24 protein-coding genes and 1 pseudogene are annotated in these 24,323 nt (G+C 65.1%); 2 read left to right on the top strand and 23 right to left on the bottom strand.

The features are described from left to right. Positions 1-84: 84 nt before the first annotated feature. From ACW179_RS04690 to ACW179_RS04650, 9 genes are all read right to left on the bottom strand, one after another. Positions 85-303, bottom strand: coding sequence for a hypothetical protein (locus ACW179_RS04690; protein ID WP_492063140.1), 219 nt, complete (start codon positions 301-303; stop codon positions 85-87). A gap of 243 nt (positions 304-546) precedes the next feature. Beyond that, positions 547-897 carry a DUF7674 family protein gene (locus ACW179_RS04685; RefSeq protein ID WP_492063139.1) on the bottom strand — a complete coding sequence of 117 codons (351 nt, stop codon included), beginning with the start codon at positions 895-897 and terminating at the stop codon, positions 547-549. Between the two features lie 215 nt (positions 898-1,112). Then, positions 1,113-3,251: a polyribonucleotide nucleotidyltransferase gene (gene pnp / locus ACW179_RS04680; protein WP_492063138.1), complete on the bottom strand. Its 2,139-nt coding sequence runs from the start codon at positions 3,249-3,251 to the stop codon at positions 1,113-1,115. 303 nt (positions 3,252-3,554) lie between these two features. Next, entirely contained in the window at positions 3,555-3,824 is a 270-nt protein-coding gene (gene rpsO / locus ACW179_RS04675; protein ID WP_099446642.1) for a 30S ribosomal protein S15, read from the bottom strand. A gap of 14 nt (positions 3,825-3,838) precedes the next feature. Next, positions 3,839-4,771, bottom strand: coding sequence for a tRNA pseudouridine(55) synthase TruB (truB, locus tag ACW179_RS04670; protein WP_492063137.1), 933 nt, complete (start codon positions 4,769-4,771; stop codon positions 3,839-3,841). A 2-nt stretch (positions 4,772-4,773) separates the two neighbouring features. Then, positions 4,774-5,268, bottom strand: coding sequence for a 30S ribosome-binding factor RbfA (gene rbfA / locus ACW179_RS04665; RefSeq protein ID WP_492063136.1), 495 nt, complete (start codon positions 5,266-5,268; stop codon positions 4,774-4,776). Positions 5,269-5,493: 225 nt separating this feature from the next. Continuing rightward, the gene (locus tag ACW179_RS04660) at positions 5,494-6,282 is read right to left on the bottom strand and encodes a dienelactone hydrolase family protein (RefSeq protein ID WP_492063135.1); all 789 of its coding nucleotides are present in this window, start codon (positions 6,280-6,282) and stop codon (positions 5,494-5,496) included. Positions 6,283-6,485: 203 nt separating this feature from the next. Then, positions 6,486-7,040 (bottom strand): hypothetical protein, encoded by a 555-nt coding sequence (locus tag ACW179_RS04655; protein WP_492063134.1) that lies wholly within the window; start codon positions 7,038-7,040, stop codon positions 6,486-6,488. Beyond that, entirely contained in the window at positions 7,037-7,549 is a 513-nt protein-coding gene (locus tag ACW179_RS04650) for a DUF2939 domain-containing protein (protein WP_492063133.1), read from the bottom strand. The genes ACW179_RS04655 and ACW179_RS04650 overlap by 4 nt, the downstream gene beginning before the upstream one ends. Before the next feature lie 164 nt (positions 7,550-7,713). Here ACW179_RS04650 and ACW179_RS04645 point away from each other — a divergent pair. Continuing rightward, positions 7,714-7,869, top strand: a pseudogene (locus tag ACW179_RS04645) (helix-turn-helix transcriptional regulator); the annotation flags it as partial. 123 nt (positions 7,870-7,992) lie between these two features. Here ACW179_RS04645 and ACW179_RS04640 read toward each other — a convergent pair. The 7 genes from ACW179_RS04640 to ACW179_RS04610 all read right to left on the bottom strand — a co-directional run bounded on the left by ACW179_RS04640 (position 7,993) and on the right by ACW179_RS04610 (position 17,770). Continuing rightward, a protein-coding gene (locus tag ACW179_RS04640; RefSeq protein WP_492059466.1) for an IS5 family transposase occupies positions 7,993-8,756 on the bottom strand; the annotation gives its coding sequence in 2 pieces (ribosomal slippage) (positions 7,993-8,418 and positions 8,421-8,756; 762 coding nt in all). Positions 8,757-8,825: 69 nt separating this feature from the next. After that, entirely contained in the window at positions 8,826-9,932 is a 1,107-nt protein-coding gene (locus ACW179_RS04635; RefSeq protein WP_492063132.1) for a Fic family protein, read from the bottom strand. A 437-nt stretch (positions 9,933-10,369) separates the two neighbouring features. Beyond that, positions 10,370-13,531: a translation initiation factor IF-2 gene (gene infB, locus ACW179_RS04630; RefSeq protein ID WP_492063131.1), complete on the bottom strand. Its 3,162-nt coding sequence runs from the start codon at positions 13,529-13,531 to the stop codon at positions 10,370-10,372. Between the two features lie 198 nt (positions 13,532-13,729). Next, on the bottom strand, positions 13,730-14,437 hold the full coding sequence (locus tag ACW179_RS04625) for an RNA-binding protein (protein ID WP_492063130.1): 708 nt from the start codon (positions 14,435-14,437) through the stop codon (positions 13,730-13,732). Positions 14,438-14,491: 54 nt separating this feature from the next. Then, positions 14,492-16,180, bottom strand: coding sequence for a transcription termination factor NusA (gene nusA / locus ACW179_RS04620; protein WP_492063129.1), 1,689 nt, complete (start codon positions 16,178-16,180; stop codon positions 14,492-14,494). A gap of 2 nt (positions 16,181-16,182) precedes the next feature. After that, positions 16,183-16,812 carry a ribosome maturation factor RimP gene (gene rimP / locus ACW179_RS04615; protein ID WP_492063128.1) on the bottom strand — a complete coding sequence of 210 codons (630 nt, stop codon included), beginning with the start codon at positions 16,810-16,812 and terminating at the stop codon, positions 16,183-16,185. Positions 16,813-16,996: 184 nt separating this feature from the next. Continuing rightward, positions 16,997-17,770 (bottom strand): response regulator, encoded by a 774-nt coding sequence (locus ACW179_RS04610; RefSeq protein ID WP_492063127.1) that lies wholly within the window; start codon positions 17,768-17,770, stop codon positions 16,997-16,999. A gap of 146 nt (positions 17,771-17,916) precedes the next feature. On the opposite strand from ACW179_RS04610, the gene ppa reads away from it, so the two are divergent. Continuing rightward, entirely contained in the window at positions 17,917-18,450 is a 534-nt protein-coding gene (gene ppa, locus ACW179_RS04605) for an inorganic diphosphatase (RefSeq protein ID WP_492063126.1), read from the top strand. Positions 18,451-18,493: 43 nt separating this feature from the next. Here the strand turns inward: ppa and ACW179_RS04600 are convergent, their stop codons facing one another. The 7 genes from ACW179_RS04600 to ACW179_RS04570 all read right to left on the bottom strand — a co-directional run bounded on the left by ACW179_RS04600 (position 18,494) and on the right by ACW179_RS04570 (position 24,262). Next, positions 18,494-18,868, bottom strand: coding sequence for a hypothetical protein (locus ACW179_RS04600; protein WP_492063125.1), 375 nt, complete (start codon positions 18,866-18,868; stop codon positions 18,494-18,496). Between the two features lie 53 nt (positions 18,869-18,921). After that, positions 18,922-19,602 (bottom strand): tRNA (guanosine(46)-N7)-methyltransferase TrmB, encoded by a 681-nt coding sequence (gene trmB, locus ACW179_RS04595; RefSeq protein ID WP_492063124.1) that lies wholly within the window; start codon positions 19,600-19,602, stop codon positions 18,922-18,924. Between the two features lie 39 nt (positions 19,603-19,641). Further along, positions 19,642-19,998: a hypothetical protein gene (locus ACW179_RS04590; protein ID WP_492063123.1), complete on the bottom strand. Its 357-nt coding sequence runs from the start codon at positions 19,996-19,998 to the stop codon at positions 19,642-19,644. 2 nt (positions 19,999-20,000) lie between these two features. Beyond that, on the bottom strand, positions 20,001-21,224 hold the full coding sequence (metK, locus tag ACW179_RS04585; RefSeq protein ID WP_492063122.1) for a methionine adenosyltransferase: 1,224 nt from the start codon (positions 21,222-21,224) through the stop codon (positions 20,001-20,003). A gap of 108 nt (positions 21,225-21,332) precedes the next feature. Beyond that, positions 21,333-21,764, bottom strand: a complete 432-nt coding sequence (locus ACW179_RS04580) for a helix-turn-helix domain-containing protein (RefSeq protein ID WP_492063121.1) — start codon at positions 21,762-21,764, stop codon at positions 21,333-21,335. A gap of 63 nt (positions 21,765-21,827) precedes the next feature. Then, on the bottom strand, positions 21,828-23,378 hold the full coding sequence (lnt, locus tag ACW179_RS04575) for an apolipoprotein N-acyltransferase (protein ID WP_492063120.1): 1,551 nt from the start codon (positions 23,376-23,378) through the stop codon (positions 21,828-21,830). Further along, positions 23,375-24,262, bottom strand: coding sequence for a hemolysin family protein (locus tag ACW179_RS04570; protein ID WP_492063119.1), 888 nt, complete (start codon positions 24,260-24,262; stop codon positions 23,375-23,377). Before ACW179_RS04570 ends, lnt begins: the two co-directional genes overlap by 4 nt. Positions 24,263-24,323 lie beyond the last annotated feature (61 nt).

The following is a 24,323-nucleotide window of genomic DNA, read 5'->3' as shown; positions in this document are numbered from 1 at the left end:
CTTGACAGACCTGTACGCCTCGGCACGCTACAGCCTCCAAGAGATCTAAGGATCGCACCGACCCTGGAGGTCGGCGGGCGACGCTCAACGGAACTTCAACGGCCCTGGCGGGAACTGTTCCAGATAGCTTCTGACCGCGTCAACAATCGGTGGTGCAGCTTCAACTGCCGGTGATGGGGCGATGCCCATAAGGTCTGCCTCTACCTTAACCAGGTAAGCGCTTGCTTCTTCATCGCTCGCCCCATGTCGCAACCGACTGACAAGTCCCATCAAATAGCTGTCGTACTCATCGATGGGCGCCATGCTGTCTAAGCCTAGTGGATCCCACAGAGCCCATCCCAACTTTCGAAGTTCTTGAAGAGAGACAGTACCGGCGATCTTCATCGCTTTAGCATGCCAAGCCCCGGGCATCTGCGCTAGTCAGCCAAGCCCACTCCCTCCCAAACGCAAGACGGGCAGCCCTCCGGGCCGTCGTTGACACGGTCTGACCCCAGAGCTCCAATTCCACCAAGGGTTTTAGGGTGGGAAAGCATCCCGAGCGGATGCTCATCCGAAGAAGCCCTTTCTGGCCTTTTGGCGAACCCGAATGATTACGTCGTCGTGGCGGATCAGGATGCCATCTTTCCAAAACGCCTCCACCTTGGCCCAGTAGCGACGGCTGACCGGCTCCATCCACGGAACGAACTGCTCCGGCTTGGTCCGCGTATGCAGATTCAGGTTCTGCAGGCCCTCGAGAAGGCCAATCGCCGCAGCCTCGCGAACATAGTCGTCGCCTTCGACATGCCATCGCTCGACGACGGCGAAGATGGCTGGGAAAGCTGCGGTATCTCCACCTTCTAGCTTGGCGATTAGATCTCGGGCCAAGGCGGACAGCAGGAGATATTGGGGAAGCTCCAATTCGTCCCGCTACTCTTCAACAAACTCATCCCATGTCGTTCGAAACGAGGGATTGGCCGCCAACATTGGCTCGAACATCTGGTCTCGCGCGATCACGCTCACGTCCCCCAAAAATGCGCTTCAAACCTAGCGTCGCTAATCCCCAAACGCAAAACGGGCGGCCCCTTTCGGAGCCGCCCGCTGCATTCCGTCCGGAAAAACCGGGCTGAAAAGGCTTACGCCTCTTCGGCCGCCGCTTCCTTCTTGGTCAGGTCTTCGCCAGTTTCCTGGTCGACAACCTTCATCGACAGCTTGGTCTTGCCGCGATCGTCGAAGCCGAGAAGCTTGACCTTGACGATCTGGCCTTCCTTCAGCACGTCCGACGGCTTGGCGACGCGTTCGTTGCTGATCTGGCTGACGTGGACGAGGCCGTCCTTGGCGCCGAAGAAGTTCACGAAGGCGCCGAAATCGACGACTTTGACGACCTTGCCGTCATAGATCGCGCCGACTTCAGCTTCCTGCGTGATCGACTTGATCCAGTCGATGGCGGCCTTGATCTTGGCGCCGTCCGAGGCCGAAACCTTGACCGTGCCTTCGTCGTTGATGTCGACCTTGGCGCCGGTGGTGGCGACGATCTCGCGGATCACCTTGCCGCCGGTGCCGATCACTTCCCGGATCTTGTCGGTCGGGATGGTGATGGTTTCGATCTTCGGCGCGTAGTCGCCGACTTCTTCGCGCGGCGCATCCATCGCCTTGTTCATCTCGCCGAGGATGTGCTCGCGACCGCCCTTAGCCTGGGCCAGCGCTTGCTTCATGATCTCTTCGGTGATGCCGGCGATCTTGATGTCCATCTGCAGCGAGGTGAGACCCTCGCTGGTGCCGGCCACCTTGAAGTCCATGTCGCCCAGGTGATCTTCGTCGCCCAGGATGTCGGACAGAACGGCAAAGCCGTCGCTCTCGAGGATCAGGCCCATGGCGATGCCCGAGACCGGACGGATCAGCGGCACGCCCGCGTCCATCATGGCCAGGGAGGCGCCGCAGACCGTGGCCATCGAGGACGAGCCGTTCGACTCGGTGATCTCGGAGACCAGGCGGATGGTGTAGGGGAAGTCTTCCTTGGCTGGCAGCATCGGGCGCAGGGCGCGCCAGGCCAGCTTGCCGTGGCCGATTTCGCGGCGGCCGGGGCTGCCCATCCGACCGGTCTCACCGACCGAGAAGGGAGGGAAGTTGTAGTGCAGCAGGAAGGATTCCTTGTAGGTGCCTTCCAGGGCGTCGATGAACTGCTCGTCGTCGCCGGTGCCCAGGGTCGCCACGACGATCGCTTGCGTTTCGCCGCGCGTGAACAGGGCCGAGCCGTGGGTGCGCGGCAGGATGCCGACTTCACCCAGGATCGGACGGACCTTGTCGACGGTGCGGCCGTCGATGCGGATGCCGGTGTCGAGGATGGAGCGACGAACGATGTCGGCTTCCAGTTCCTTGAACACCGAGATCAGCTTCAGCGGATCGATGCCGGCCGGGTTGGTGTCGCTCTTGGCAAACGTGTCGACGGCCTTGGCCTTGGCGGCCGAGAGGGCCGCGACGCGGTCGCCCTTGGCGCGGATGGTGTAGGCGTCGGCCAGGTCGGCGCCGACGGCCTTCTTCACTTCGGCCTTCAGGGCGTCGGTGTCTTCCGGCTGGAAGTCGAAGGGTTCCTTGGCGGCGTGTTCGGCCAGTTCGATGATGCCGTTGATGACGGGCTGGATCGACTTGTGGGCGAAGGTGACGCCGCCCAGGACGATCTCTTCCGAGAGTTCCTGGATTTCGGATTCAACCATCATCACGGCGTCGGCGGTGCCGGCCACGACCAGGTCCATCTTGCTTTCCTTCAGCTCGTCGAGCGTCGGGTTCAGGATGTATTCGCCGTTGACGTAGCCTACGCGGCAGCCGCCGATCGGGCCCATGAACGGGGCGCCGGAGATCACCAGGGCGGCCGAGGCGGCGACCATGGCGACGATGTCGGGATCGTTCTCAAGGTCATGCTGCAGCACGGTGCAGACGACCTGGACTTCGTTCTTGAAGCCCTTGACGAACAGGGGGCGGATCGGACGGTCGATCAGGCGGGAAACCAGGGTTTCCTTTTCCGACGGACGGCCTTCGCGCTTGAAGAAGCCGCCCGGGATCTTGCCCGCAGCATAGGTCTTCTCGATGTAGTTGACGGTCAGGGGGAAGAAGTCCTGGCCGGGCTTGGCTTTCTTGGCGAACACGGCGGTGGCCAGGACGACGGTTTCGCCCATGGTGGCCAGAACGGCACCGTCAGCCTGACGGGCGATGCGACCGGTTTCGAGGACCAGCGTCTTGCCGCCCCACTCGATCGTCTTGCGCATGATTTCGAACATTTTTGCTTCTTTCGGTTCCGAAGGACCCATTTCCTTCAGGACGGACAGGGGCGGGCGGCCAAAGGGCGGTCCCGAGATTTCCTCATCCAGTTCGACAGGCGTCCGGGAATATGGATCCCCGGCTTACCATCCAGACCCGCGCGAGGCGGATCAGCAGCAACTCTCGTCTCAGCCTGTCTTGAAACGAGAGCCTCTAAACTTGGTCGCGTGACGGGCGTCGAAACCGGAATCCACTTTCGACTGTCACGCTCCATAAAAGCGTTCGGCCGCCCCGCGTGAGCGAGGCGGCCGACTGCGCCAAAACTAGCGGCGCAGACCCAGCTTTTCGATGAGGGTCGTATAACGACCAACATCGGACTTCTTCAGGTGGTCGAGGAGGCTGCGACGCTGGGAAACCATCATCAACAGACCACGACGGCTGTGGTTGTCCTTCTTGTGGGTCTTGAAGTGCTCGGTCAGGTTGGCGATGCGCTCGGAGAGGATCGCGACCTGGACTTCGGCGCTGCCGGTGTCACCCTCGGTGCGGGCGTGTTCGGCGATAAGAGCGGTCTTGCGCTCGGCAGTGATCGACATCGGGTTGTCTCCGCTCAGGTGAGTTGGAAGACCCGCACCGGATTGAGCCGTCCGGCGCGCATCTCGCACAGGGCCACCAACCTCTCTCCCGACATGGCGGAAACGGTTCGATCACCGGGCGCGAGCTCGGTTTTCAGCGTTTCAACCTGCCTTGGGAGCAGAACGATGGCGCGTCCCTGCGCAAGCCGGAAGGCGTCTTCATCGGTCACGGCCAGCGCCGGGATGTCGTCCAGCGCGGTCTCGACCGGAAGTAATGCCTCCGACAGGCGGGCCTCATAGCTCAAATTCTCAAGAGTTTCCAGCGATATCGCCGCATCCTCGGCAAACCGGCCCACCCGCGTGCGGCGCAGCTGGTCGACATGGCCGCAGGTTCCCAGCATCGCCGCCAGGTCGCGGGCCACGGCGCGGACATAGGTGCCCTTGCCGCAGTCCATCTCCAGCACGATGTGATCGGCGTCGATCACCTCGACCACGCGCAGGGCGTGGATATTGACCTTGCGGGTCGCCAGCTCGAACTCAACCCCGTCGCGGGCCAGGTCATAGGCCCGCTCGCCATCCACCTTGATGGCCGAGAAGTTGGGCGGGATCTGGTCGACCTCGCCGATGAAGGCGGGCAGGGCGGCCTCGACCTGCTCGCGGGTCGGACGCACGTCCGACGTGCCGGTCGTCTCGCCCTCACGGTCCAGCGTGGTGGTGTTGCGGCCCCACTGGATCGTGAAGCGATAGGCCTTGTCGGCATCCATCAGGAACGGAACCGTCTTGGTGGCTTCGCCCAGGGCGATGGGCAGGATGCCGGTGGCCAGAGGATCCAGCGTGCCGGCGTGACCACCCTTCTGGGCGTTGAACGCCCGGCGCACGCGCGAGACGGCGCTGGTCGAGGTCAGGTCATAGGGCTTGTCCAGGCAGATCCAGCCCGAAATGGCGTCGCCCTTCTTGCGGCGGGCCATGCTCAGTCCTCGTCGCCCACGACGTCGGACAGGCGACGCAGGTCCTGCTGCACCACCGGGTTGTCGAACAGGCGGTCCATATAGGCGGCCGAGTTGAAGCTCTCGTCGTGGATGAACTTCAGGTCGGGCGTGAACTTCATGTCGATGGTCTTGCCCAGCCGGCCGCGCAGGAACTTGGCCACGCGGTTGAGGCCGGCGACCACCACTTCGGGGCTGCCATATTCGACGGCGATCCGCGACGCCGACGAGGCTTCGCGGTTGATCTTGGGCGCGATGCCGGCCCCCAGGGGCTCGACGAAACAGACCGCGTGGCGCAGGTCGGGTGTCATCCGCACCTCGGTGACGGTCACCGAGATGTTGAGCAGGGCCGGGTCCTGCAGGTCCTCCTCGCGAAGGATCTCGACCAGGGCGTGGCGGATCAGTTCGCCGGCGCGCAGCTGGCGTTGCGACGGCCCCGTCGGCGCCGCCTTGGGTGACTTGTCGGTATGGCGCTTCATGGCGCGAAGTCCTTAAGGCCCGGCCGGCGGATCGAACACCGGAGCGCGGGGAAAAATGCAAGGCGCGGTGTCTAGGCCTGTGGGGGGGATAAGTCCAGAGCGGCAGTGATCCTCCCCTTTGGGGGAGGTGGCCCGAAGGGCCGGAGGGGGCAGCGCGGTATCGGCCAGGATGGCCCCCTCAGTCGGCTTTGCCGACAGCTCCCCCAGAGGGGGAGCATCTTCTGCTCACGCCCCCGTTCGCGCCTTGAAAAACGCGATCACCCTGTCGCGGGTCTGCATGGTCGGCCCCAGCGGATCGGCGCGGTTCAGGTGCAGGGTCAACACCGAGTGCGGGGCCATCGGCACGCCCTGGGCCGCGTCGGCGTCGGCCAGCTCGACAATCTCGACGCGGTCGCCGAACTCGCGCTCCAGGGTCTCGAAGCGGGCGTCGGGCACCAGCTTGTCGGAGGTAAACCTCAGGGCCATCAGCGAGAGGTCTTCGGTTTCGAACCGGGTGCGGGCGCAGGCGATCTCGGCCGCCGAGCAGGCCAGCGATCCCTTGCCCTTGCCGCCGAACGGCAGTGAGGGCTGCGACATCACCGGCGCCACCACCGAAGGCTCGGTCATCATGGCCAGGGCAAAACCGCCGGTGAAGCACATGCCCACCGCCCCGACGCCCTTGCCGCCGCACTCCTGGTGCGCCTGACGGGCCAGGGCCCGCAGCCAGTCGACGATCGGGCTGGAACGGTCAGTGGCCCAGGCGGTGAACTCGCGGCGTACGCACAGGGTCTTGGCGATCTCGCCGAGGGCATAGCCGAGGCTGAGCGGTTTCGCGGGCGCGCCGAACAGGCTGGGGCAGAAGACCGTCATGCCGGCGGCGGCCACGTCGCGGGCGAAGGCCAGAACACCGGGGTGCAGGCCGGGCATCTCGTGAATGACGATGACGGCGGGGCCGGTGCCCATCCGGTAGACCTCGCGCGTCCAGCGGCCGTCGTCGAACTCGAAGCGGGTGAAACCCTCCAGCGCGTCGGTCATGTTTCGCCCCCTTTTTTGTTGAGGCGAGCTTGGCTGTCGAACGGGCCATCGACAAGCCTCCGCCGCCCAACTTGTCATCCCGGCCGGACCCCGGCGAAAGCCGGGGGGAGAGCCGGGACCCAGGGGCCGCCATCACTGCGGTTGCCCCTGGGTCCCGGATAGCCTCTGCGAGGCTTCCGGGATGACAAGATTTAAAGGGCCCCCTACCGCACCCCGTTTAGCGTGTCGGTCCAGTCTTCCAGCGGATCGGGACGGTTGCCGCCGGGCAGTTTCCACTCGCCGCGCCAGGAGAAGTCCAGCGTGCCGCAGACGCGGACCTGGCCGGGGGACTTGGGATCATCGCCCAGCGCCTGTACCCGCAGGTCGCGGCGCAGGGCGATGGGGCTGAAGCTTAGCCACAGGCGGGTGGCGCCGGGGCAGAAGGCGCGGACATAGATCCGGCCCTGCTCGGCCTTGGGGTCGATTTCGTAAAGCGCCGCGTCGGCGTCGACACCGGCCAGGCCCGCCAGGCCCCGGGGACCCAGGTCCCTGTCGCGGGCCTTCATCAGCAGGCCCTGGGCGGGAACCCCGGTGGCCAGCACCTTGATGGGCTTGCCGCCGCCCAGCAGGCCCTGCTCGAACAGGACCGTCAGCCCCGCCCCGGTCAGGCGCTTGGCGTCGGGCGAGATCGGGTCATACGAGAACATCCGCCGCTCGGCCTGGGCGGTGGCCGGGGCCAGGACGCAGGCCGCCAGGGCGACGAGAACCGCCGGCCTCATCGCTTGAAATTCAGGGTCGCGGCCGAGGCGTCAAAGCCGCTCAGCCGCCAGACCGAGCCTTCGCGGGTGAAGGTCAGCAGGCAGGGGCCGTCCTTCTTGGCCGCGCAGACCTTGCCGTCGCCGGCCGGGCGCAGGGCGGCGGCGATGGCGATGCGGCCGGGCAGGGGCTTGTCGGGCGTGTAGCCGTAATAGTTGGCGGCGGCGCGAAAGGTCTCGGGCCGGATCAGGGCCTCACCCGCCACATCGGCCACGGGCCCGGCCAGCACGGCGGCCACGGCCATCAGGCTGTTGTCGGCCTTGCGGTTGCGGGCCTCGGCCATCAGCCGCGCCTCGATCTGCCCCTTCAGGGCCTGACGGTCGACCCGCGCATCGAAGGCGGCCCGGTCACGATCCCGGATCGCCGTCAGCAGGGCATGGATATCGCCGGCCGCATCATAGCGGTCAGCCGTCGCGCAGGCGCTCAAGGACGCGGCCGCGAGGGTGAGGGCGAGCAGGGTTCTGATACGCATGGTCTAAGGCGTAGAGCCGAAATCGGGCGATTTCCAGTCCGGGCCTGATCCTTCTCCCCTTGCGGGAGCAGGTGGCCCGCGTCCGCAGGTCGGATGTGGGGTTGCTAGGCCTTTCAGTCGTGGCGGCGGAGAGGGTGAGATCCCAGTGTGTGGAGCTTGTAGCGATGGCCGACCTCGACCGAATAGTCCGCCTCAAGACCGTGGTTGCACGGACGGGCCTGAGCCGATCGACCCTCAATCGGAAGATCAGCGAAGGCTCGTTTCCCAAACGGGTCGCGATCAGCGCTCACGGCGCGGGGTGGCGGGAGTCGTCGATCAATCGTTGGATCTCTGACCCAACTGGATACCGACACGAGGCCCGCTCTAGTCTCTTGTTTTCACGCGCGTTTCATTCCGAAAACCGGTTCCCACTTTTCGGAACACGCCCTAGGGGCTGTGGACACTTATCGCATCCAGAGTATTGCGGCAGCGAGGTGCAGGACGGCGAGGTAGTTTCTCGCCGTCTTCTCGAAGCGGGTGGCGACACGGCGGAACTGCTTGAGGCGACTGAAGCAGCACTCGACGAGGTGGCGCTGGGCGTAGAGGTGCGGGTCGAGCGTATATTTCTGAGCGCGTGAAGGATTGTTGGGGATGACGGCGACGGCGCCCTTGGCGGTGATCGCCTGACGCAGATGATCTGCATCGTAGGCGGTGTCGGCCATGACGACCTTGGCCGGCAAGCCTTCGATCAACGGACCCGCTTGAGGTGCGTCTCCCCGTTGCCCGGCCGTGAGAATGAACCGGACTGGTTGGCCCAGGCCTCGCACGGCCATGTGGACCTTGGTGCTCAGTCCGCCGCGCGAGCGTCCAAGGGCTTGATCTTCAGACCCCCCTTTTTGGCCCCGCTAGCGTGCTGGTGGGCGCGGACGATGGTGGAGTCTATGATCAGGTATTCGAAGTCTGGATCGCCCGACATCGCCTCGAAGATCCGCCGCCAGACGCCCTTCTGGCTCCAGCGACTGAACCGCCGGAAGGCGCTATTCCAATCGCCGAACACCTCGGGCAGATCGCGCCAGGGCGAGCCCGTCCTCACGATCCACAACACGCCCTCGACGAACATCCGGTTGTCGCGGCCGGTCGAGCCCTTCTGGTCAGGACGCCCGATGATCAGGCCAGACATCCGGTCCCAATCAGCGTCACTCAGCACCAAACGATCCATCACACCCAAGACCGCCTCCCAAAAGACAGTCTTGAATCACGCTTCGCACCCTTCGGGAATCCCTAGAGTCCACAGCTCCTAGAGGACGGCTCTTCCCTCAGTGATGTTGATCAGGCGAGGCATCGCATAGACGGAGGGGGTTCGGCCCATACCTTCTCTGATCCGTGTAATCAGCCCTTCGGCTTCGAGTTGACGAAGCATGCCGTTGGCGGTGATCCGATTGTTGAAGCCGGCGATGCGCTCAAAGTCCGGCCCAGGAATGACCGGGCGCATGAAGAAGGCGTCCACGGCGCTCATTGCAAACTGCGAACGCGTGGCATCGATAAAGCGCCGTCGCATCTCTTCGTAGAGGTCGCGGATGGCCTTCACCTTCTCCAGATTGGCTTCCGCCTGCGAGATTAGGGCACCGACGAAGAACTCCAGCCAGCCGTGCCAGTCGCCGTCATTGGTGATGGCGAGGAGCCGGTCATAATAGCCGTCTCTGTTCGCCTCTAGGTATTCCGACAGGTAGAACATCGGCCGCGACAGCGCCCGGCGCTGAAAGAGCAGCAGCGGAATAAGCATGCGTCCTATGCGCCCGTTGCCGTCCTTGAAAGGGTGAAGGATCTCGAATTGTGCGTGGGCGATGGCCACTTGCAGGATCGGGTCCTCGTCATCCGAACGCAGATAGGCCGCCCAGGCCTCCAGCGCCTGAGGAAGGACAAGCGGGCTTGGCGGTATAAATCGCGCACGCTCCATGGGGTCGCCATGGCGGCCGATCCAATTCTGATCCGTGCGGAACGCGCCGGGCTCCTTATCGCGGCCTCGCACGCCTTGCATTAGCCGCTGGTGGACGCCCTTGATCAGGGACAACGACAGCGGGCGCTCGGTCAGCGCCTGTTCGGCCACCTGGACCGCGACCCGGTAGTTGGAGACTTCCTCAATATCGCCCAGCCGGGCGTCGTCGGCACGGAGCCCCGCGTCGAACTCCAGAACCTCATCAAGAGTCGCCTGGGTGCCTTCGATCCGAGATGACAGCACGGCTTCGTTGACGGTGATCGGCGACAGCAGCACGGCCGGGTTGGGCAGGGTCTGCAACATCCCGTCGTATCGGGCCAAGGCACCGTTGGCCTTGCCGATGAGCGGCAACAGCGCGCGCCAGTTCAGGTTCGTGAGCGGCAGTTCGTCAGGGATGCAGGGTGACATGACAGGACTCGTTCCAGTGAAACGAGTCTAGCGTGTCCTTGCCATTTATGAAACGCGATTCGACATATGACCTTTCACAAGGTGCGTAGCGATAACCCCACCTTTCATTAGATCGCTTGTGGTTCGCGGATGCCGGATCCGCCTTTAGATAAGCGTGTGAAGGACAAACGTAGCTGATCAGGCCCTGCGACTAAAAGAAACAGAAACCATCCTGCGATCCCGAGCAGCAACGCGCCAGTCAGCCAGACGAAACTGGACGCCCCTACGATACAGGTCACGACCCCCAGCGCGGCCACGGCCCAGATAGACCAGGGATCGGCTGTCGTTCCTGCAGCTGATGGCCGACGATCTCGCTATCCACGATCATCCCCCCAAACGAAAAAGGCGCGGACCTTGCGATCCGCGCCCTTCCGATAGTTTAGGTCAAGCCGCAAGCCCTAGTCGAGCTGGCGCTTGATCTCTTCGACGGTGAAGCACTCGATGGTGTCGCCGACCTTGATGTCCTGGAAGCCGGCGAACATCATGCCGCACTCCTGGCCGGACGGGACTTCGTTGACCTCGTCCTTGAAGCGCTTGAGCGTCTGCAGGGTGCCCAGTTCGAGCACCACGATGTCCTGACGGATGATCCGGACCTTGGCGCCCTTGCGCACGACACCTTCGGTGACGCGGCAACCGGCGACCTTGCCGACCTTGGAGATGTCGAAGGCTTGCAGCACTTCGGCATTGCCCAGGAAGGTTTCGCGCTGGATTGGCGCCAGCATGCCCGAGAGCACGCCTTTGATGTCGTCCAGCAGGTCGTAGATGATCGCGTAGTAGCGGATCTCGACACCCTCGCGCTCGGCCAGCGCCCGCGCCTGGGCCGAGGCCCGGACGTTGAAGCCGATCAGGGGCGCGCCGGCCCCCTTGGCCAGCATGACGTCGCTTTCGCTGATCGCGCCGGCGCCCGACAGGATGATCCGCGCGCGGACCTCGTCGGTGCTCATCTTGTCCAGCGAGCCGATGATCGCCTCGGCCGAACCCTGCACGTCGGCCTTGATGACCAGCGGCAGTTCGCGGAACTTCTTGTCCTGCAGCTTGGCCATCATGTCGGCCATGCTGGTGGCGCCCGCGCCGACCGGATGCATCGATTTCTCGCGCTTCTGGCGGATACGGTACTCGGTCAGCTCGCGAGCGCGGGCTTCGTTTTCCACGACGGCGAAGGTGTCGCCGGGCGAGGGAACGCCGTCCAGGCCGAGGATCTCGACCGGAGTGGCGGGGCCAGCCTCGGTGAGTTGCTCGTTACGCTCGTTGAGCAGGGCGCGAACCCGGCCAAACTGGCTGCCGGCCACGACGATGTCGCCGCGCTTGAGCGTACCGCGATTGACCAGCACGGTGGAGACCGCGCCGCGACCCTTGTCGAGCTTGGCCTCGATCACCACGCCGTCGGCGGTGCGGTCGGGGTTGGCCTTCAGGTCCATGACCTCGGCCAGCAGCAGGATGCGCTCGATCAGTTCGTCCAGGCCCTGGCCGGTCTTGGCCGAGACTTCGACGATCTGGGTTTCGCCGCCCAGGCTTTCCACAACGATCTCGTGTTGCAGCAGTTCGTTGGTCACGCGGGTCGAGTCCGAGCCCGGCTTGTCCATCTTGTTGACGGCAACGATGATCGGCACGTTGGCGGCGCGGGCGTGTTTGATCGCCTCAACCGTCTGGGGCATCACGCCGTCGTCGCCGGCCACGACCAGGATCACCAGGTCGGTGATGTTGGCGCCGCGAGCCCGCATTTGCGAGAAGGCGGCGTGGCCGGGGGTGTCAAGGAAGGTGACCTTGTCGCCGCTTTCCAGGCGAACCTGGTAGGCGCCGATGTGCTGGGTGATGCCGCCGTGCTCGCCGCTGGCCACATCGGCCTTGCGCAGCGCGTCCAGCAGGCTGGTCTTGCCGTGGTCGACGTGACCCATGACCGTGACCACCGGGGGCCGCGACTCCAGGTGATCGTCGATGTCCTCGGCGCCGATGAAGCCCTCTTCGACGTCGGCTTCCGACACGCGGCGCACAGTGTGACCAAACTCGGTCGCCACCAGCTCGGCGGTGTCATTGTCGATGACGTCGTTGATCTTCAGCATCACGCCCTGACGCATCAGGAACTTGATGATCTCGACGCCGCGCACGGCCATCCGGTTGGATAGCTCCTGCACGGTGATGACGTCGGGGATGACGACTTCGCGGGCGACCTTGACGACCTCGGCGGGACCGCCGCGGCGCTTTTCCTTTTCACGCTCGCGGGCCCGGCGAACCGAGGCCAGCGAACGCATGCGGTCGGCGGAGTCTCCGTCGCCGGCCACGGTCTGGATGGTCAGGCGGCCTTCGCGGCGCACCGGAGCACCCTTGGCGCGCGACACGGCCTTGCCGGGGGCGGCGGCCTTGCGGCGATCGTCCTCGTCATCGGGCCTGCGGCTGACTTCGCCGCCGGGACGCGGGGCCGAGCGCATGGCGCGCTGGACTTCCGGGGTCGCCGGAGCGGCGGCCGGAGCGCCGGGGCGCGGACCGCGCGGCGGACCACCGGGGCCTGGACGGGCACCGGGAGCCGGACGCGGCGCAAGCGCCGAATAGCGGACGGTCTGGGTGGGGCGGTCGCCCTGATTGCGGTCGCCTTGCGGACGATCACCCTGGGGCCGATCGCCCTGGGGACGGTCGCCTTGCGGGCGGTCGTTGCGGAAGCCGCCCTCGGGACGGGGACCGCGCGGCGGACCACCGGCACCTTCCGGACGCGGGGCGCGCTGATTGTAGGGGCCGTCCTGGCGCGGAGCGCGCTGGTTGAACGGACGGTCAGGCTGCGGACGATCACCTTGTGGACGTTCGCCCTGGGGCGGACGCTCGCCGGCCGGCGGCCGATAGGTGGTGGTCGACGAGCGATCATCGCGACGGTCGCGGCTGGGCTCGTAGGTCCGGGTCTGGTTGCCCGGCGCAGGACGCGGACCGTCCTGACGCGGCGCTTCGGCGCGCGGCGCGACGGGCGCAGCGGCGACGGGCGGAGCCACGGGGGCCGGGGGCGCGACGGGCGCTTGCGGCGCAGGCGCAGCCGCCACGGGGGCGACAGGCGTCGGTGCGACCGGCACCTGAGCCACCGGCGCGACGGGCGCAGGGGTTTGAGCGGGCGGAGGCTCGGCAGCGGCCTTTGCGGCAGCCGCAGCATTTGCGGCAGCGGCAGCCTTGGCGGCGGCTTCGCGGGCGGCAGCCTCAGCCGCGCGAGCGGCGGCCTCGGCGGCGGCGGCGCGATCCGCAGCCTGGCGGCCTTGGGTTTCGCGAGCGGCCTCGATGGCGCGCTGACGCGCACGCATCTCGTCCTGCGACAGGCCGCCGGCGGAACCGCCACCACCCGAGCCCTGGGAAGGGCGCGGATCGTTGCTGTAACGGCGCTCGGCCGAAGACGGCGCCGCCATATTGCCCGAAGGCGCCGCGTGGGGGCGTGTCCGCTTGGTTTCGACCACTACCGTCTTGGTGCGACCGTGGCTGAAGCTTTGCTTCACCACGCCGGCGCTCACCGAGCCCTGGCGGGGCTTCAGTGTGATGGGCGCGCGCCCACCTGGGGTGCCGGGCCGACCGTTATCGTTCTCGTCGCTCATGCGCTCGCTTGTACTTCCGCCAGGCGATGCCCGGCCAAAAACCGTTCGTCCATGTGAGAAAGGGGCCTGGACGTACTGTCACGAAGACAGCGCGTTTCCCGACCCTTCACTCACGGGCCCGACCCGAAGGTCGCGCTCCACCTCAAAGATTCTAGAGCCTTGCGATCAGACCGGCCAAACCGGTTCAATCGAAAGACCCTAGCGCTCCGCGCGCCAACTCGCCGACCAGGTCGGAGGGAAGAGCGGGCGAAAGCCTGATAACCGCTCGACGTCCAAAGTCCAGCGATCAGTGCCGCGACCGGCAAGAAGCGCCGTGTGTATCACATTCTCCCCGCCCAAGGCCAAACCCAATTCGTCGGAAGTGAACATCCCGAAGATTCTTGGTGTGTTCGGGGCCTTGTAGACAGCGGTAAGCATCTTTCGGCGACCGTCGTCGGCGCCGTCCGACGCCTCGATCAACCAGGCGGTCTTGCCGGAATTGAGCGCGGCGACCACTTTCTCAAAGCCCGAGATAATGCTTCCCGACCGCCGTGCAAGGCCCAGGCCGTCCAGGACCCGCCTGACGAGCAAGGTCTCGACCTGGTCGGCAAGGTCGCCGGGGGCCGTCAGCTTGGTCTTGGCCGAGCGTGAAAACAGGCCCTTCTTGGCCGCTGTCGTGATCGAGTCCCGGTCGGCACCGACCCAGATGCCGCGCCCCGGCAGCTTGCGCGCCAGGTCTGGAACCACGATCCCGCCCGGGCCCTCGACGAAGCGGATCAGCCGCGCCTCGTCGGTCGCTTCGCCCAGCACCACGTCCTTGCGTCGGCGCGAAGCCTCGGCATGGGTTTTGGGCGCATTGGGGTCGATGGGCAGATCGACGGGAACGTCGACCCCATCAGCGGGTGTATCGAGGGGCTCTTGGTTCATGAGGCTCTGAAAGACCTCGGCCCTCCCGGAATGCCGGAAGGGCCGAAGCGTCTCTTAGTCCTGCGTCTCTTCGGCCGGTTGGGCCGGCGTTTCGGCGTCAGGCTCGGCTTCGGCATCCGCCTCGGCTTCACCCTCGACAAATTCGGCCTCTTCCTCGACCTCTTCGTATTCCGGTTCCGGCGGGGCCTCGACCCAGCCCATGACGATCCGGGCGCGCATGATCAGCGCTTCGGCGTCTTCGGGCGACAGGTTGAAGCTTTCCAGGATGCCCGGCTCGCGAACGCGGGCACCGTCCTTGGTTTCAAACCAGCCGCGCATGTCGTCAGGCACCAGACCGGCCAGATCCTCGACGGTCTTCACATCGCCTTCGCCCAGGGCGACAGCCATGGCCAGGGTGACGCCTTCGATCTCGAGCACGCTGTCCTCGACGCCCAGTTCGACGCGCTTGGCGTCCAGGGCGGCGGCTTCCTTGTCGAGGAATTCGCGGGCGCGGGCCTGCAGTTCCTCGGCGGTCTCGTCGTCGAAGCCCTCGATGGCCGCGATCTCGTGCGGCTCGACATAGGCCACGTCTTCCACGGCGGCGAAGCCTTCGGTGACCAGCAGCTGGGCGATGACCTCGTCCACGTCCAGGGCTTCCTGGAACAGGGCCGTGGTCTCGGTGAACTGCTTCTGACGGCGCTCGCTCTCCTGGCTTTCCGTCATGATGTCGATCTGCCAGCCGGTCAGCTGGGAAGCCAGGCGGACGTTCTGGCCGCGACGGCCGATGGCCAGCGACAGCTGCTCATCGGGCACCACGACTTCGACGCGCTCGTCTTCCTCGTCCATGACGACTTTGGAGACCTCGGCCGGGGCCAGGGCGTTGACGATGAAGGTCGCCTCGTCCTCGGACCACTGGATGATGTCGATCTTTTCGCCCTGCAGTTCGGCCACCACCGCCTGCACGCGCGAGCCGCGCATGCCGACGCAGGCGCCGACGGGGTCGATGCTGCCGTCATTGGAGATCACGGCCATCTTGGCGCGCGAGCCCGGGTCGCGCGCCACGGCGCGGATCTCGATGACGCCGTCATAGACTTCCGGCACTTCCTGCGCGAACAGCTTGGCCATGAAGCCGCCGTGGGCGCGCGACAGCATGATCTGCGGGCCCTTGGTCTCGCGACGCACGTCGTAGATATAGGCGCGGATGCGGTCGCCGACGTTGAAGTTCTCGCGCGGGATCGACTGGTCGCGGCGCATGATGCCTTCGCCACGGCCCAGGTCGACGATGACATTGCCGTATTCGACGCGCTTGACGCTGCCGTTGATGATCTCGCCGGCGCGATCCTTGTACTCGTCGTACTGGCGCTCGCGCTCGGCTTCGCGAACCTTGTGCATGACGACCTGACGGGCCATCTGGGTCTGGACGCGGCCGATCTCGAACGGCGGCAGGTCTTCTTCATAGACCTTGCCGATCTCGGCGTCGCGCCAGGTGCGCTTGGCGATCGACAGCTGGACCTGGCCGATTTCGCCTTCGATCTCCTGGTCGTCGCCGACCACGGTGATGATGCGCTTTTGCGAGGTCTCACCGGTCTTGGGGTCGATCTTCACCCGGATGTCGTGCTCGGCGCCGTAACGGGCGCGAGCCGCCTTCTGCAGGGCGTCCTCGATCGCCTCGATGACGACTTCCTTCTCGATGCCTTTTTCGCGCGCGACCGCATCAGCGATCTGCAGCAGCTCGAGCCGGTTGGCTGAAATGCCGATGGCCATGGTCAGTCCTCTTCACTTTCGGACAGGTCAAAATCTTCGTCTTCGGCGTCGTCGCCGAAATCGTCTTCGTCTTGGTCAGCGCCTTCGCCGTCCGCCGCAACCCGGGCGGCGCGCTGGTCGGCACCGCGCTTCATCAGGGCGTCGGTCAGGACCAGCTTGGCCTCGACCAGCCACTCGAACGGGAAATAGACGGTGGTGTCGTCCTCGCCCTCAAGGTTGAGGCCCACCTGGCCATCCTCAACGCCGGCCAGCTCGCCCTTGAACCGCTTGCGGCCCTCGGCCACGCGGTCCAGTTCGATGCGGACCTCAAGGCCGGCATAGGTGTCGAAGTCCTTCAGGCGGGTCAGCGGACGGTCGACGCCGGGGCTGGAGACCTCCAGCGTATATTCGCCGGTGATCGGGTCGGCTGCATCCATCACTTCGGAGATCGCACGCGACAGCTTGGCGCAATCCTCGACGTTCATGTCGCCGCCGGTCCCGTCCTCGAGGAGGGGACGTTCACCCATGATCTGAAGACGCCGCGTCTCGGCCCCGCCCATCAGGCGCAGGCGGACGATCTCGTACCCCACGGATTGCGCCACGGGATCGAGCAGCTCGATCAGATCCTTGTCTTCCTGCGTCTTGCCGCGCACGGGCTGTTCTCTACTCGAAACTGGGGGCCATCGGGCGCGGGCGCCAAACAGCCAAAGAAAAAGCGGCAGCCTTTCGGGCCGCCGCTCGAAAGCGCTAGCAGCGCTGACGGACGATGTGAGGGCTTTATAGCGCGATGTTCGGGCCGGTGGAAGCCCCCCTCAGGGGGGCTGTGGACCGAGGCGATCAAGTACCAAGCGCGACCTTAGTGACGCTCATGAAAAGTTCGTTGGCGCTATTAGTCGAACCCTGTGCGCCTCGCCGCACTGCCTCATCGCGATGTTCCTTGAGATTGGACCCTGCGAAGATAAAGAATGGAGTCTTGTCGCCATTCTTGCGAACCGCCTCCAGTAAGACATAACCTTCGGTCGGCCCCTCCTTTCGGCCCATGTCAGATATAATCGCTGAATAGCTGTTCGAGCCCAACAATTCCAAAGCCTGGTTGGTGTTGAGTGCCAGAACAACCTCGATATCGACGGCATGAAATGCGTCGATGACATGTTTGTTGTTTTCAGGCCGGTCATCTACCCAAAGTACACATTGAGTCTTCGCTCGGCGTGAATTTCGGATCGCTTCTACGCTATTGACGGCCTGCTCAATGTTCACTTGAAGATTGGCGCCCGCTCCATCACGCTGCGATGACGCTACAGCGAGTGATGCCGCCGCTTTAGCCAGTTGCCGCATCTGAATGTAGTTCTGCTCATCCTTATAGTCACTCGGACCATAGAGGTTGTCTGGATATTTGACGACGAGAAAGCCGAAAAGGCAGAGTACAATGACTGGAAAAATTACCGCAAAGTAGATTAGCGGGATGCGCTCATAGAAAGAGAGGCCCGAACTCAAGCCTGTCAATAAACATGCGAAGCCATAAATTAGTACGATGAATAGGGCGATGATGCCGAGCGGCGTTCTGGAAAGCGGCACCGCTGTCGCGGCAAACCCCTTAAAGTCGTTCGACATCCACAATCCCCCGTTTGAGTTGCAACTTGCCGAGGCGCTAGCGCTGGGTCAATGCGAAGCCGCCTCTTTCGCACCGCAACAATTGTGGCCTATACAGACGCCCGCGCAGGGCCGCCTCCTCGGGCCTCTCCTCAAGAAGAGTCACAATGGACCTCTCAAAGATCGCCACGGGCGTGAACCCGCCTTACGACCTTAATGCCATCATCGAAATCCCGCAGGGCGGCGAGCCGGTGAAGTACGAGATCGACAAGGAAAGCGGGGCCCTGATGGTCGACCGCTTCCTGCATACCGCGATGTTCTATCCGGCCAATTACGGCTTCATTCCCCACACCCTGGCTGACGACGGCGACCCCGCCGACATCATGGTGGTGGGCCCCACCCCGGTGGTGCCGGGCGCGATCATCCGCTGCCGTCCGATCGGGACGCTGATGATGGTCGATGAAGCCGGTTCGGACGAAAAGATCCTGGCCGTGCCGGTCGACAAGCTGCACCCCTTCTATACGGGTGTGAACAGCTGGCGTGACCTGCCGGTGATCCTCACCGAGCAGATCGCCCACTTCTTCCAGCACTACAAGGATCTGGAAAAGGGCAAGTCGACCAAGATCACCGGCTGGGCCGATCTGGAAGAAACCGCCGAGATCATCCGTACGGCGATCAAGCGCCACGACGAAAGCTACTGAGACAGCCTGGCGGCTTCCCTCTCCGCGCCGGAGCGGGAAGCCGTTACAGAAACTGTCCGGCGATCAGCAGGGCCACCATCACCGCGTCGATCACGACCGTGATGCCGGAGAAGCCCTTGATGAAGCGCCCGCCCTTGGCGAGCAGCGAGCCCATATAGAAGACCTTGCTGATCACGGCCGCACCGACCGCCAGGTCGCGGGTCTCGGGATGGAAGGCCGACCAGATCAGCATGCCGCCGGTCAGGCCGATCAGCAGGCCCCAGCCGCGCACGATCACATCCGCCAGCGGACCCTCGAGGGTCTCGCCATAGGTCGAGCGCATCGAGCGGCCCGGCGCGATCACGAACTGCAGCATGGTCAGGGTCAGCAGGCCGCTGACCGTCAGGACGATGTGGAAGTTACCTGCAAGCCAAGCCATTGAAGCCCCCCATGGCCCGTCATGTCGCGGGCCCGGGACAGGCCTACAGGGCTTCAGGCCCTGACGAAATCCAGAAACACCGGCGCGCAGTCGCCCAGCTTCTTTTCCTCGTAGCGCGTGGTCACGTGGTCGGCCGGCGGGGCGTTGCGGTCGGCGGTCTCGCTTTCGAACCGGAAGGCCGGATCGGCCAGCACCCGCTCGATCGTCCATTCGGCATAGTCGGCCCAGTCGGTGGCGAAGCGCAGGCGGCCGGCGGGCTTCAGAACGCGCGCCAGCTCAGTAACCACCGCCGGCTGGATCAGGCGGCGCTTGTTGTGCCGGGCCTTGTGCCAGGGGTCGGGGAACATGATGAACACCCGGCTCAGGCAGGCGTCGGGCAGCCACGACAGCACGTCGCGGGCATCGCCCTCGTGGATGCGGACGTTCTTCAGGCCCTGTTCTTCGATGTGACGCACCGCGCTGGCCACGCCGTTGACGAAGGGCTCGGCCCCGAGGATCAGGGCATGGGGATGGCGACCGGCCTGGGTGGCCATGTGCTCGCCGCCGCCAAAGCCGATCTCCAGCCATACCTCGGTGGCCTCGGCCATCAGGTCTATAGGCTGGAACGGGGCGGTCGGGATCGAGATTTCAGGGAGCAGGGTGTCGAGCAGGGCCTGCTGGCGCGGCTTCACCGGGCGCGCCTTGATGCGGCCGAACGAGCGCAGCGGCCCGTGGGGGATGGGGGCGTTGGTCATGGGGCGGCTCTTAGCGCCGAAATCAGCGAAAGCGAAGGGTCAGTCCGCTACCACGGCATGCTCACTCACCCGATCGTCGGGACCGAACTTGATGACAAGCCAATTGAAATCGATGCCTTGCGGGCCCAGCACATAGACTAGGTCGTTCTGCGACCATTTGTCTGTTCGCTCTGCCGGGCCGAGCAATCCGAGCACATCGGCGCGGGTCATGCCCACTAGCGGATGGTGCTGGAGCAAATCCTTGACCATTCGCATCCGTGTTTGGGTCGCATCGACGTCGGCAGCTATCCAAGCCGCACGGTCAAAGGACTGACGCTGAAACCCATCGCAGCCGCTCAACGAAAGACTGGCCGCCACAAGGGCGGCCAGTAGAATTCGATAGCGGGCGTTAGCCAAGCTTACGCCAGGCCCTTCAGCTCATCGACCAGGTCGGTCTTTTCCCACGAGAAGCCGCCCTCGTTGTCGGGCGTGCGGCCAAAGTGGCCGTAGGCGGCGGTGCGGGCGTAGATCGGGCGGTTCAGCTGCAGGTGCTGGCGGATGCCGCGCGGGGTTGCGCCGCCGATCAGGGTGGGCAGCAGCTTTTCCAGCACGGCCGGATCAACCTTTCCCGTGCCATGCAGGTCGACGTGGAACGACACCGGCTGGGCGACGCCGATGGCATAGGCGATCTGGATGGTGCAGCGGTCGGCCAGGCCGGCGGCGACGACGTTCTTGGCCAGGTAGCGGCAGGCATAGGCGGCCGAGCGGTCGACCTTGGTCGGATCCTTGCCCGAGAAGGCCCCGCCGCCGTGCGGAGCTGCGCCGCCGTAGGTGTCGACGATGATCTTGCGGCCGGTGACACCGGCGTCGCCGTCAGGGCCGCCGATCTCGAAGCGCCCGGTCGGATTGACCAGCCACTGGGTCTTCTTGGTGATCAGCTCTTCGGGGAAGATCGGCAGGATGTGCGGACGGATCAGGTCCAGCACGCGCTTGGAGGTCGCCGACTTGCCGTCAATGTTTTTCTTGTGCTGGTGCGACACCACGATGGAAACGACGCGCACTGGCTTGCCGCTGCCGTCATACTCGAGGGTCACCTGGCTCTTGGCGTCGGGCTCCAGAGCCGACAACTCGCCGCTGTGACGCAGCGCCGCCAGACGGCTGAGGATGTTGTGGCTGTACTGCAGGGTGGCAGGCATCAGCTCCGGGGTTTCGGTGCTGGCATAGCCAAACATGATGCCCTGGTCGCCGGCGCCTTCGTCCTTGCTGTCGCTGGCGTCAACGCCCTGGGCGATGTGGGCCGACTGACCGTGCAGATAGTTGGCGAACTTCGCCTTCTCCCAGTGGAAGCCCTTCTGCTCATAGCCGATGTCCTTGATCGCGGCCCGCACCTTGGGCTCCAGCGACTTCAGGATATCCTTGGTCAGTTGCTTGTTGGCGGCCTTGTCGCCATCGGGCTTGCCGGCCCGCACTTCGCCGGCCAGCACGATGCGATTGGTGGTGACCAGGGTCTCGCAGGCGACGCGGGCTTCGGGATCGACGCTCAGGAAGGCGTCGACCACCGTGTCGCTGATCCGGTCGGCGACCTTGTCCGGATGACCTTCGGAGACGCTTTCGCTGGTGAAAATGTAAGACGAACGGCTCAAGGGACAACTCCGGCCAAAAAAATCGCCCGGATGAACGATAGGCCCACCCAGAGTCCGAGCAGCATATAAAGATATGTTTATGTCGGCAAGCGGCGCGAGGCCGCAGGCTCAGCCTTCGGTCTCGGCCACTTCCTCGTCCGCCATCGAGCGCACCAGGTCCAGGATGCGACGACGCACCTTGGTCTTGGCGATCCTGGGGAACAGGCTGGCCAGTTCCAGGCCTTCCGGGGTCATCAGGAAGTCGTGGACGAACTGCTCCGAACCGGTCTCGGCCATGCCGTCGGCATCGGTCGGATCGGCCAGGCCCTCGAAGAAATAGGACACCGAGGACTGCAGGCTGCGGGCGATCTCGTACAGCTTGCTGGCGCTGACCCGGTTGGCTCCGCGCTCATACTTCTGCACCTGCTGGAAGGTCAGGCCCAGATCGTCGGCCAACCGTTCCTGGCTGACGCCCAGAATCTTGCGTCGCATTCGGATCCGAGCGCCGACGTGCAGGTCGATCGGATTGGGGTGGCGGTCGGTGTCGATGGGAGCGCTCATGCCTACGCTTGATAGCTGAAATTGCGGTTTTAATTTATCCTGTGTCTAACAAATCGGTAATAATTAAAAGCCCTTACCCGCTGCCGGGCGAACAAGAACGGACGCAGACAGCAGAATCAGCAACCAGAAGGGGCCATCGCCGAGGCGCGAAAAGGGTGTAGAATTGCTCAAATTGGGTAGGTCGCCATCAATGACCCCGGTTACCCCCAGATCCAGGCGCGCTCCGGGCACGATTTTTCCCTGACCATTGATAAGCGCTGAAACCCCCGTCGGGGTGGCGCGAATAATCGGAATTCCGGTCTCGATGGCCCGATAGCTGGCCAGATTTAAATGCTGGAGCGGTCCTGAGGTGACACCGAACCAGGCGTCATTCGACACATTGACGATCGCCCGCACGCCCGGGGCCGGGCGGGCCAGGCCCGGAAACAGGCTTTCGTAGCAGATCAGCGGCTGGATTGTCAGGCCGGGGCCGATCTTCAGCGGCGCCGGGCGCGGTCCGGTAGCGAAGCCGTCGCCCAGATGGGCCAGGCTCTTGACGCCGATTCTGGTCAGAAGGGCGTCCATCGGCAGATACTCGCCGAACGGCACCAGCCGGTGCTTGTCATAGATCCCGACGACCTCGAGGTCGTCAGCGCTGCGCCGCAGGGCGATCAGGCTGTTGTAATAGACCGGCTTGTCCGGGGTGCCGTCATAGCGATAGCCGCCGATCAGCAGCAGCTGACCCGGCTTTAGGGCCTCAATGATGGCCTGACGCACCCAGGTGCCAGGGGCCAGATAGTCGTTGATGGCGGCTGGCAGGGCGCCTTCGGGCCAGACCACGAGGTCGGCAGGCTTACCGGCATAGGGCCGTGCGGTCAGGGACGTATAGGCCTGGACGATCTGGGCGAAGCGGCCCTCATCCCACTTGGCCTCCTGCTTGATGTCGGCCTGAACGATGCGGACGCTGACCGGCGGAGCCTTGGGCATGGGCCGGTTCGGGACAAGGCCGTTCAGATAGAGGGCCGCCAGCAGGGCCGCTGCCGCTGCAATGGCCTTTCGACCGGCCAGGCCCTCGCGCCAGACGGCGGGCGCGGCGGCGATGGCCAGGGTGATCCAGGTCAGGCCATAGGCCCCGACCAGGGCGGCGGCCTGTGAGGGTGCCGAGCCGGCCTTCCAGGTTTCGCCCGGCAGGTTCCACGGAAAGCCGGTCAGCACATGGCCGCGCAGCCATTCCATCAGGGCCAGGGTCCCGGCGAACACCAGCACCCGTCGCACGCCGGCGGGGCGCAGCAGCCGATAGAGCAGGGCGGCGACGCCCCAGAACAGGGCCAGCCCCCCGGCCATGGCGGCGACGGCGAACGGCGCCATCCAGCCCTGGTTGGCGGCGTCGACCAGGAAGGCTTCGGCGATCCACCAGGTGCCCAGACCGAAATAGGCCAGGCCCGCCAGCCAGCCCCGGAAAAAGGCCGAGCGCAGGGGGCGGGGGCCGTCGACGGCGTCCAGCAGACCCAGCAGCAGGGCATAGCCCAGCAGGCCAGGCAGGATCCCGAACGGCGGATGGGCCAGGGCGGCGGCGAGGCCAGCCAGCAAGGCCAGGCCGCGCGCCGGCCAGGGCGACTTGAACGCCAGCGTCACGAGACGGTGGCTTCGGTCCGGGCGGCGGCGGGGCGAACCCGTATGCGGCGCACCCGACGCGGATCGGCCTCGACCACCTCCAGGTCGAAACCATCGGGATGGGCGATCACCTCGCCGCGCTGGGGCACCCGGCCGGCCAGGGCCACGACCAGGCCGGCGACGGTGTCGATGTCTTCTTCCATGTCGGGCGGGGCCAGTTCCTGGCCGAGCGCCGCTTCCAGCTCTTCCAGTGGCGCGCGGGCGTCGGCCTCGAATACCCCGCCGGGGCGGGCGACAATGCCGGCGACGGTGGCGTCGTCGTGCTCGTCGTCGATTTCGCCGACCACGGCCTCGATCAGGTCTTCCATGGTCACCAGCCCGTCGGTGCCGCCGAACTCGTCGATGACCAGGGCCAGGTGGATGCGGCTGGTGCGCATGCGCAGCAGCAGGTCGGCGGCCCGCATTGAGGCCGGCACATAAAGGGCCTCGCGCCGCAGTTTCTGCAAAACCAGGTCGGTCGGCGCCGGGCGTTTGTCGTCAGAGGCCAGCAGACGGAACACGTCCTTGACGTGGATCACGCCCACCGGGTCGTCCAGCGTCTCGCGATAGATCGGCATCCGTGAATGCTCGGCCTCGGTGAACTGGGCGATCAGGGCTTCAAAGGGCGTTGAGACCTCGACCGAGACGATATCGGCCCGGGGGGTCATGACGTCGGCCACCCGCAGGGTCTTGAAGGCCTCGGCCTGGTCGACGATGTCGACGGCGCCGTCTTCGACGGGCTCGGACGGGCGGAGCGTCTGGCCTGGCGGGGTCAGCCGCTTGCGCATCCTGCGAAAGAACGCCCGCACGCCCCGGCTGTGTCGCGCGGGAACGGCGGGCTGTTGACTAGAGTCGTCGCTGGGCATCGCCTTGGATCAGTGTCCCTGTCTAAACGCTCTTGTGAACGTTTCGACAATTAGAGTTAGA

This window comes from Caulobacter sp. AVps18, from assembly GCF_058681425.1.
The sequence above is the reverse complement of the archived record's forward strand: the minus strand, read 5'-3'. Positions and strand labels throughout refer to the sequence as shown.

Excerpts from the sequence above, each read along its gene's own strand:
- ACW179_RS04610 (WP_492063127.1), bottom strand. The coding sequence starts at position 17,770 with ATGTCGAACGACTTTAAGGGGTTTGCCGCGACAGCGGTGCCGCTTTCC.
- truB (WP_492063137.1), bottom strand. The coding sequence starts at position 4,771 with ATGGCCCGCCGCAAGAAGGGCGACGCCATTTCGGGCTGGATCTGCCTG.
- trmB (WP_492063124.1), bottom strand. The coding sequence starts at position 19,602 with ATGACCAACGCCCCCATCCCCCACGGGCCGCTGCGCTCGTTCGGCCGC.
- infB (WP_492063131.1), bottom strand. The coding sequence starts at position 13,531 with ATGAGCGACGAGAACGATAACGGTCGGCCCGGCACCCCAGGTGGGCGC.
- nusA (WP_492063129.1), bottom strand. The coding sequence starts at position 16,180 with ATGGCCATCGGCATTTCAGCCAACCGGCTCGAGCTGCTGCAGATCGCT.
- ppa (WP_492063126.1), top strand. The coding sequence starts at position 17,917 with ATGGACCTCTCAAAGATCGCCACGGGCGTGAACCCGCCTTACGACCTT.
- ACW179_RS04690 (WP_492063140.1), bottom strand. The coding sequence starts at position 303 with ATGGCGCCCATCGATGAGTACGACAGCTATTTGATGGGACTTGTCAGT.
- ACW179_RS04655 (WP_492063134.1), bottom strand. The coding sequence starts at position 7,040 with ATGAGGCCGGCGGTTCTCGTCGCCCTGGCGGCCTGCGTCCTGGCCCCG.
- ACW179_RS04625 (WP_492063130.1), bottom strand. The coding sequence starts at position 14,437 with ATGAACCAAGAGCCCCTCGATACACCCGCTGATGGGGTCGACGTTCCC.
- ACW179_RS04660 (WP_492063135.1), bottom strand. The coding sequence starts at position 6,282 with ATGACCGACGCGCTGGAGGGTTTCACCCGCTTCGAGTTCGACGACGGC.
- ACW179_RS04580 (WP_492063121.1), bottom strand. The coding sequence starts at position 21,764 with ATGAGCGCTCCCATCGACACCGACCGCCACCCCAATCCGATCGACCTG.
- ACW179_RS04650 (WP_492063133.1), bottom strand. The coding sequence starts at position 7,549 with ATGCGTATCAGAACCCTGCTCGCCCTCACCCTCGCGGCCGCGTCCTTG.
- ACW179_RS04635 (WP_492063132.1), bottom strand. The coding sequence starts at position 9,932 with ATGTCACCCTGCATCCCTGACGAACTGCCGCTCACGAACCTGAACTGG.
- rpsO (WP_099446642.1), bottom strand. The coding sequence starts at position 3,824 with ATGTCGATCACTGCCGAGCGCAAGACCGCTCTTATCGCCGAACACGCC.
- ACW179_RS04570 (WP_492063119.1), bottom strand. The coding sequence starts at position 24,262 with ATGCCCAGCGACGACTCTAGTCAACAGCCCGCCGTTCCCGCGCGACAC.
- rbfA (WP_492063136.1), bottom strand. The coding sequence starts at position 5,268 with ATGAAGCGCCATACCGACAAGTCACCCAAGGCGGCGCCGACGGGGCCG.
- pnp (WP_492063138.1), bottom strand. The coding sequence starts at position 3,251 with ATGTTCGAAATCATGCGCAAGACGATCGAGTGGGGCGGCAAGACGCTG.
- ACW179_RS04600 (WP_492063125.1), bottom strand. The coding sequence starts at position 18,868 with ATGGCTTGGCTTGCAGGTAACTTCCACATCGTCCTGACGGTCAGCGGC.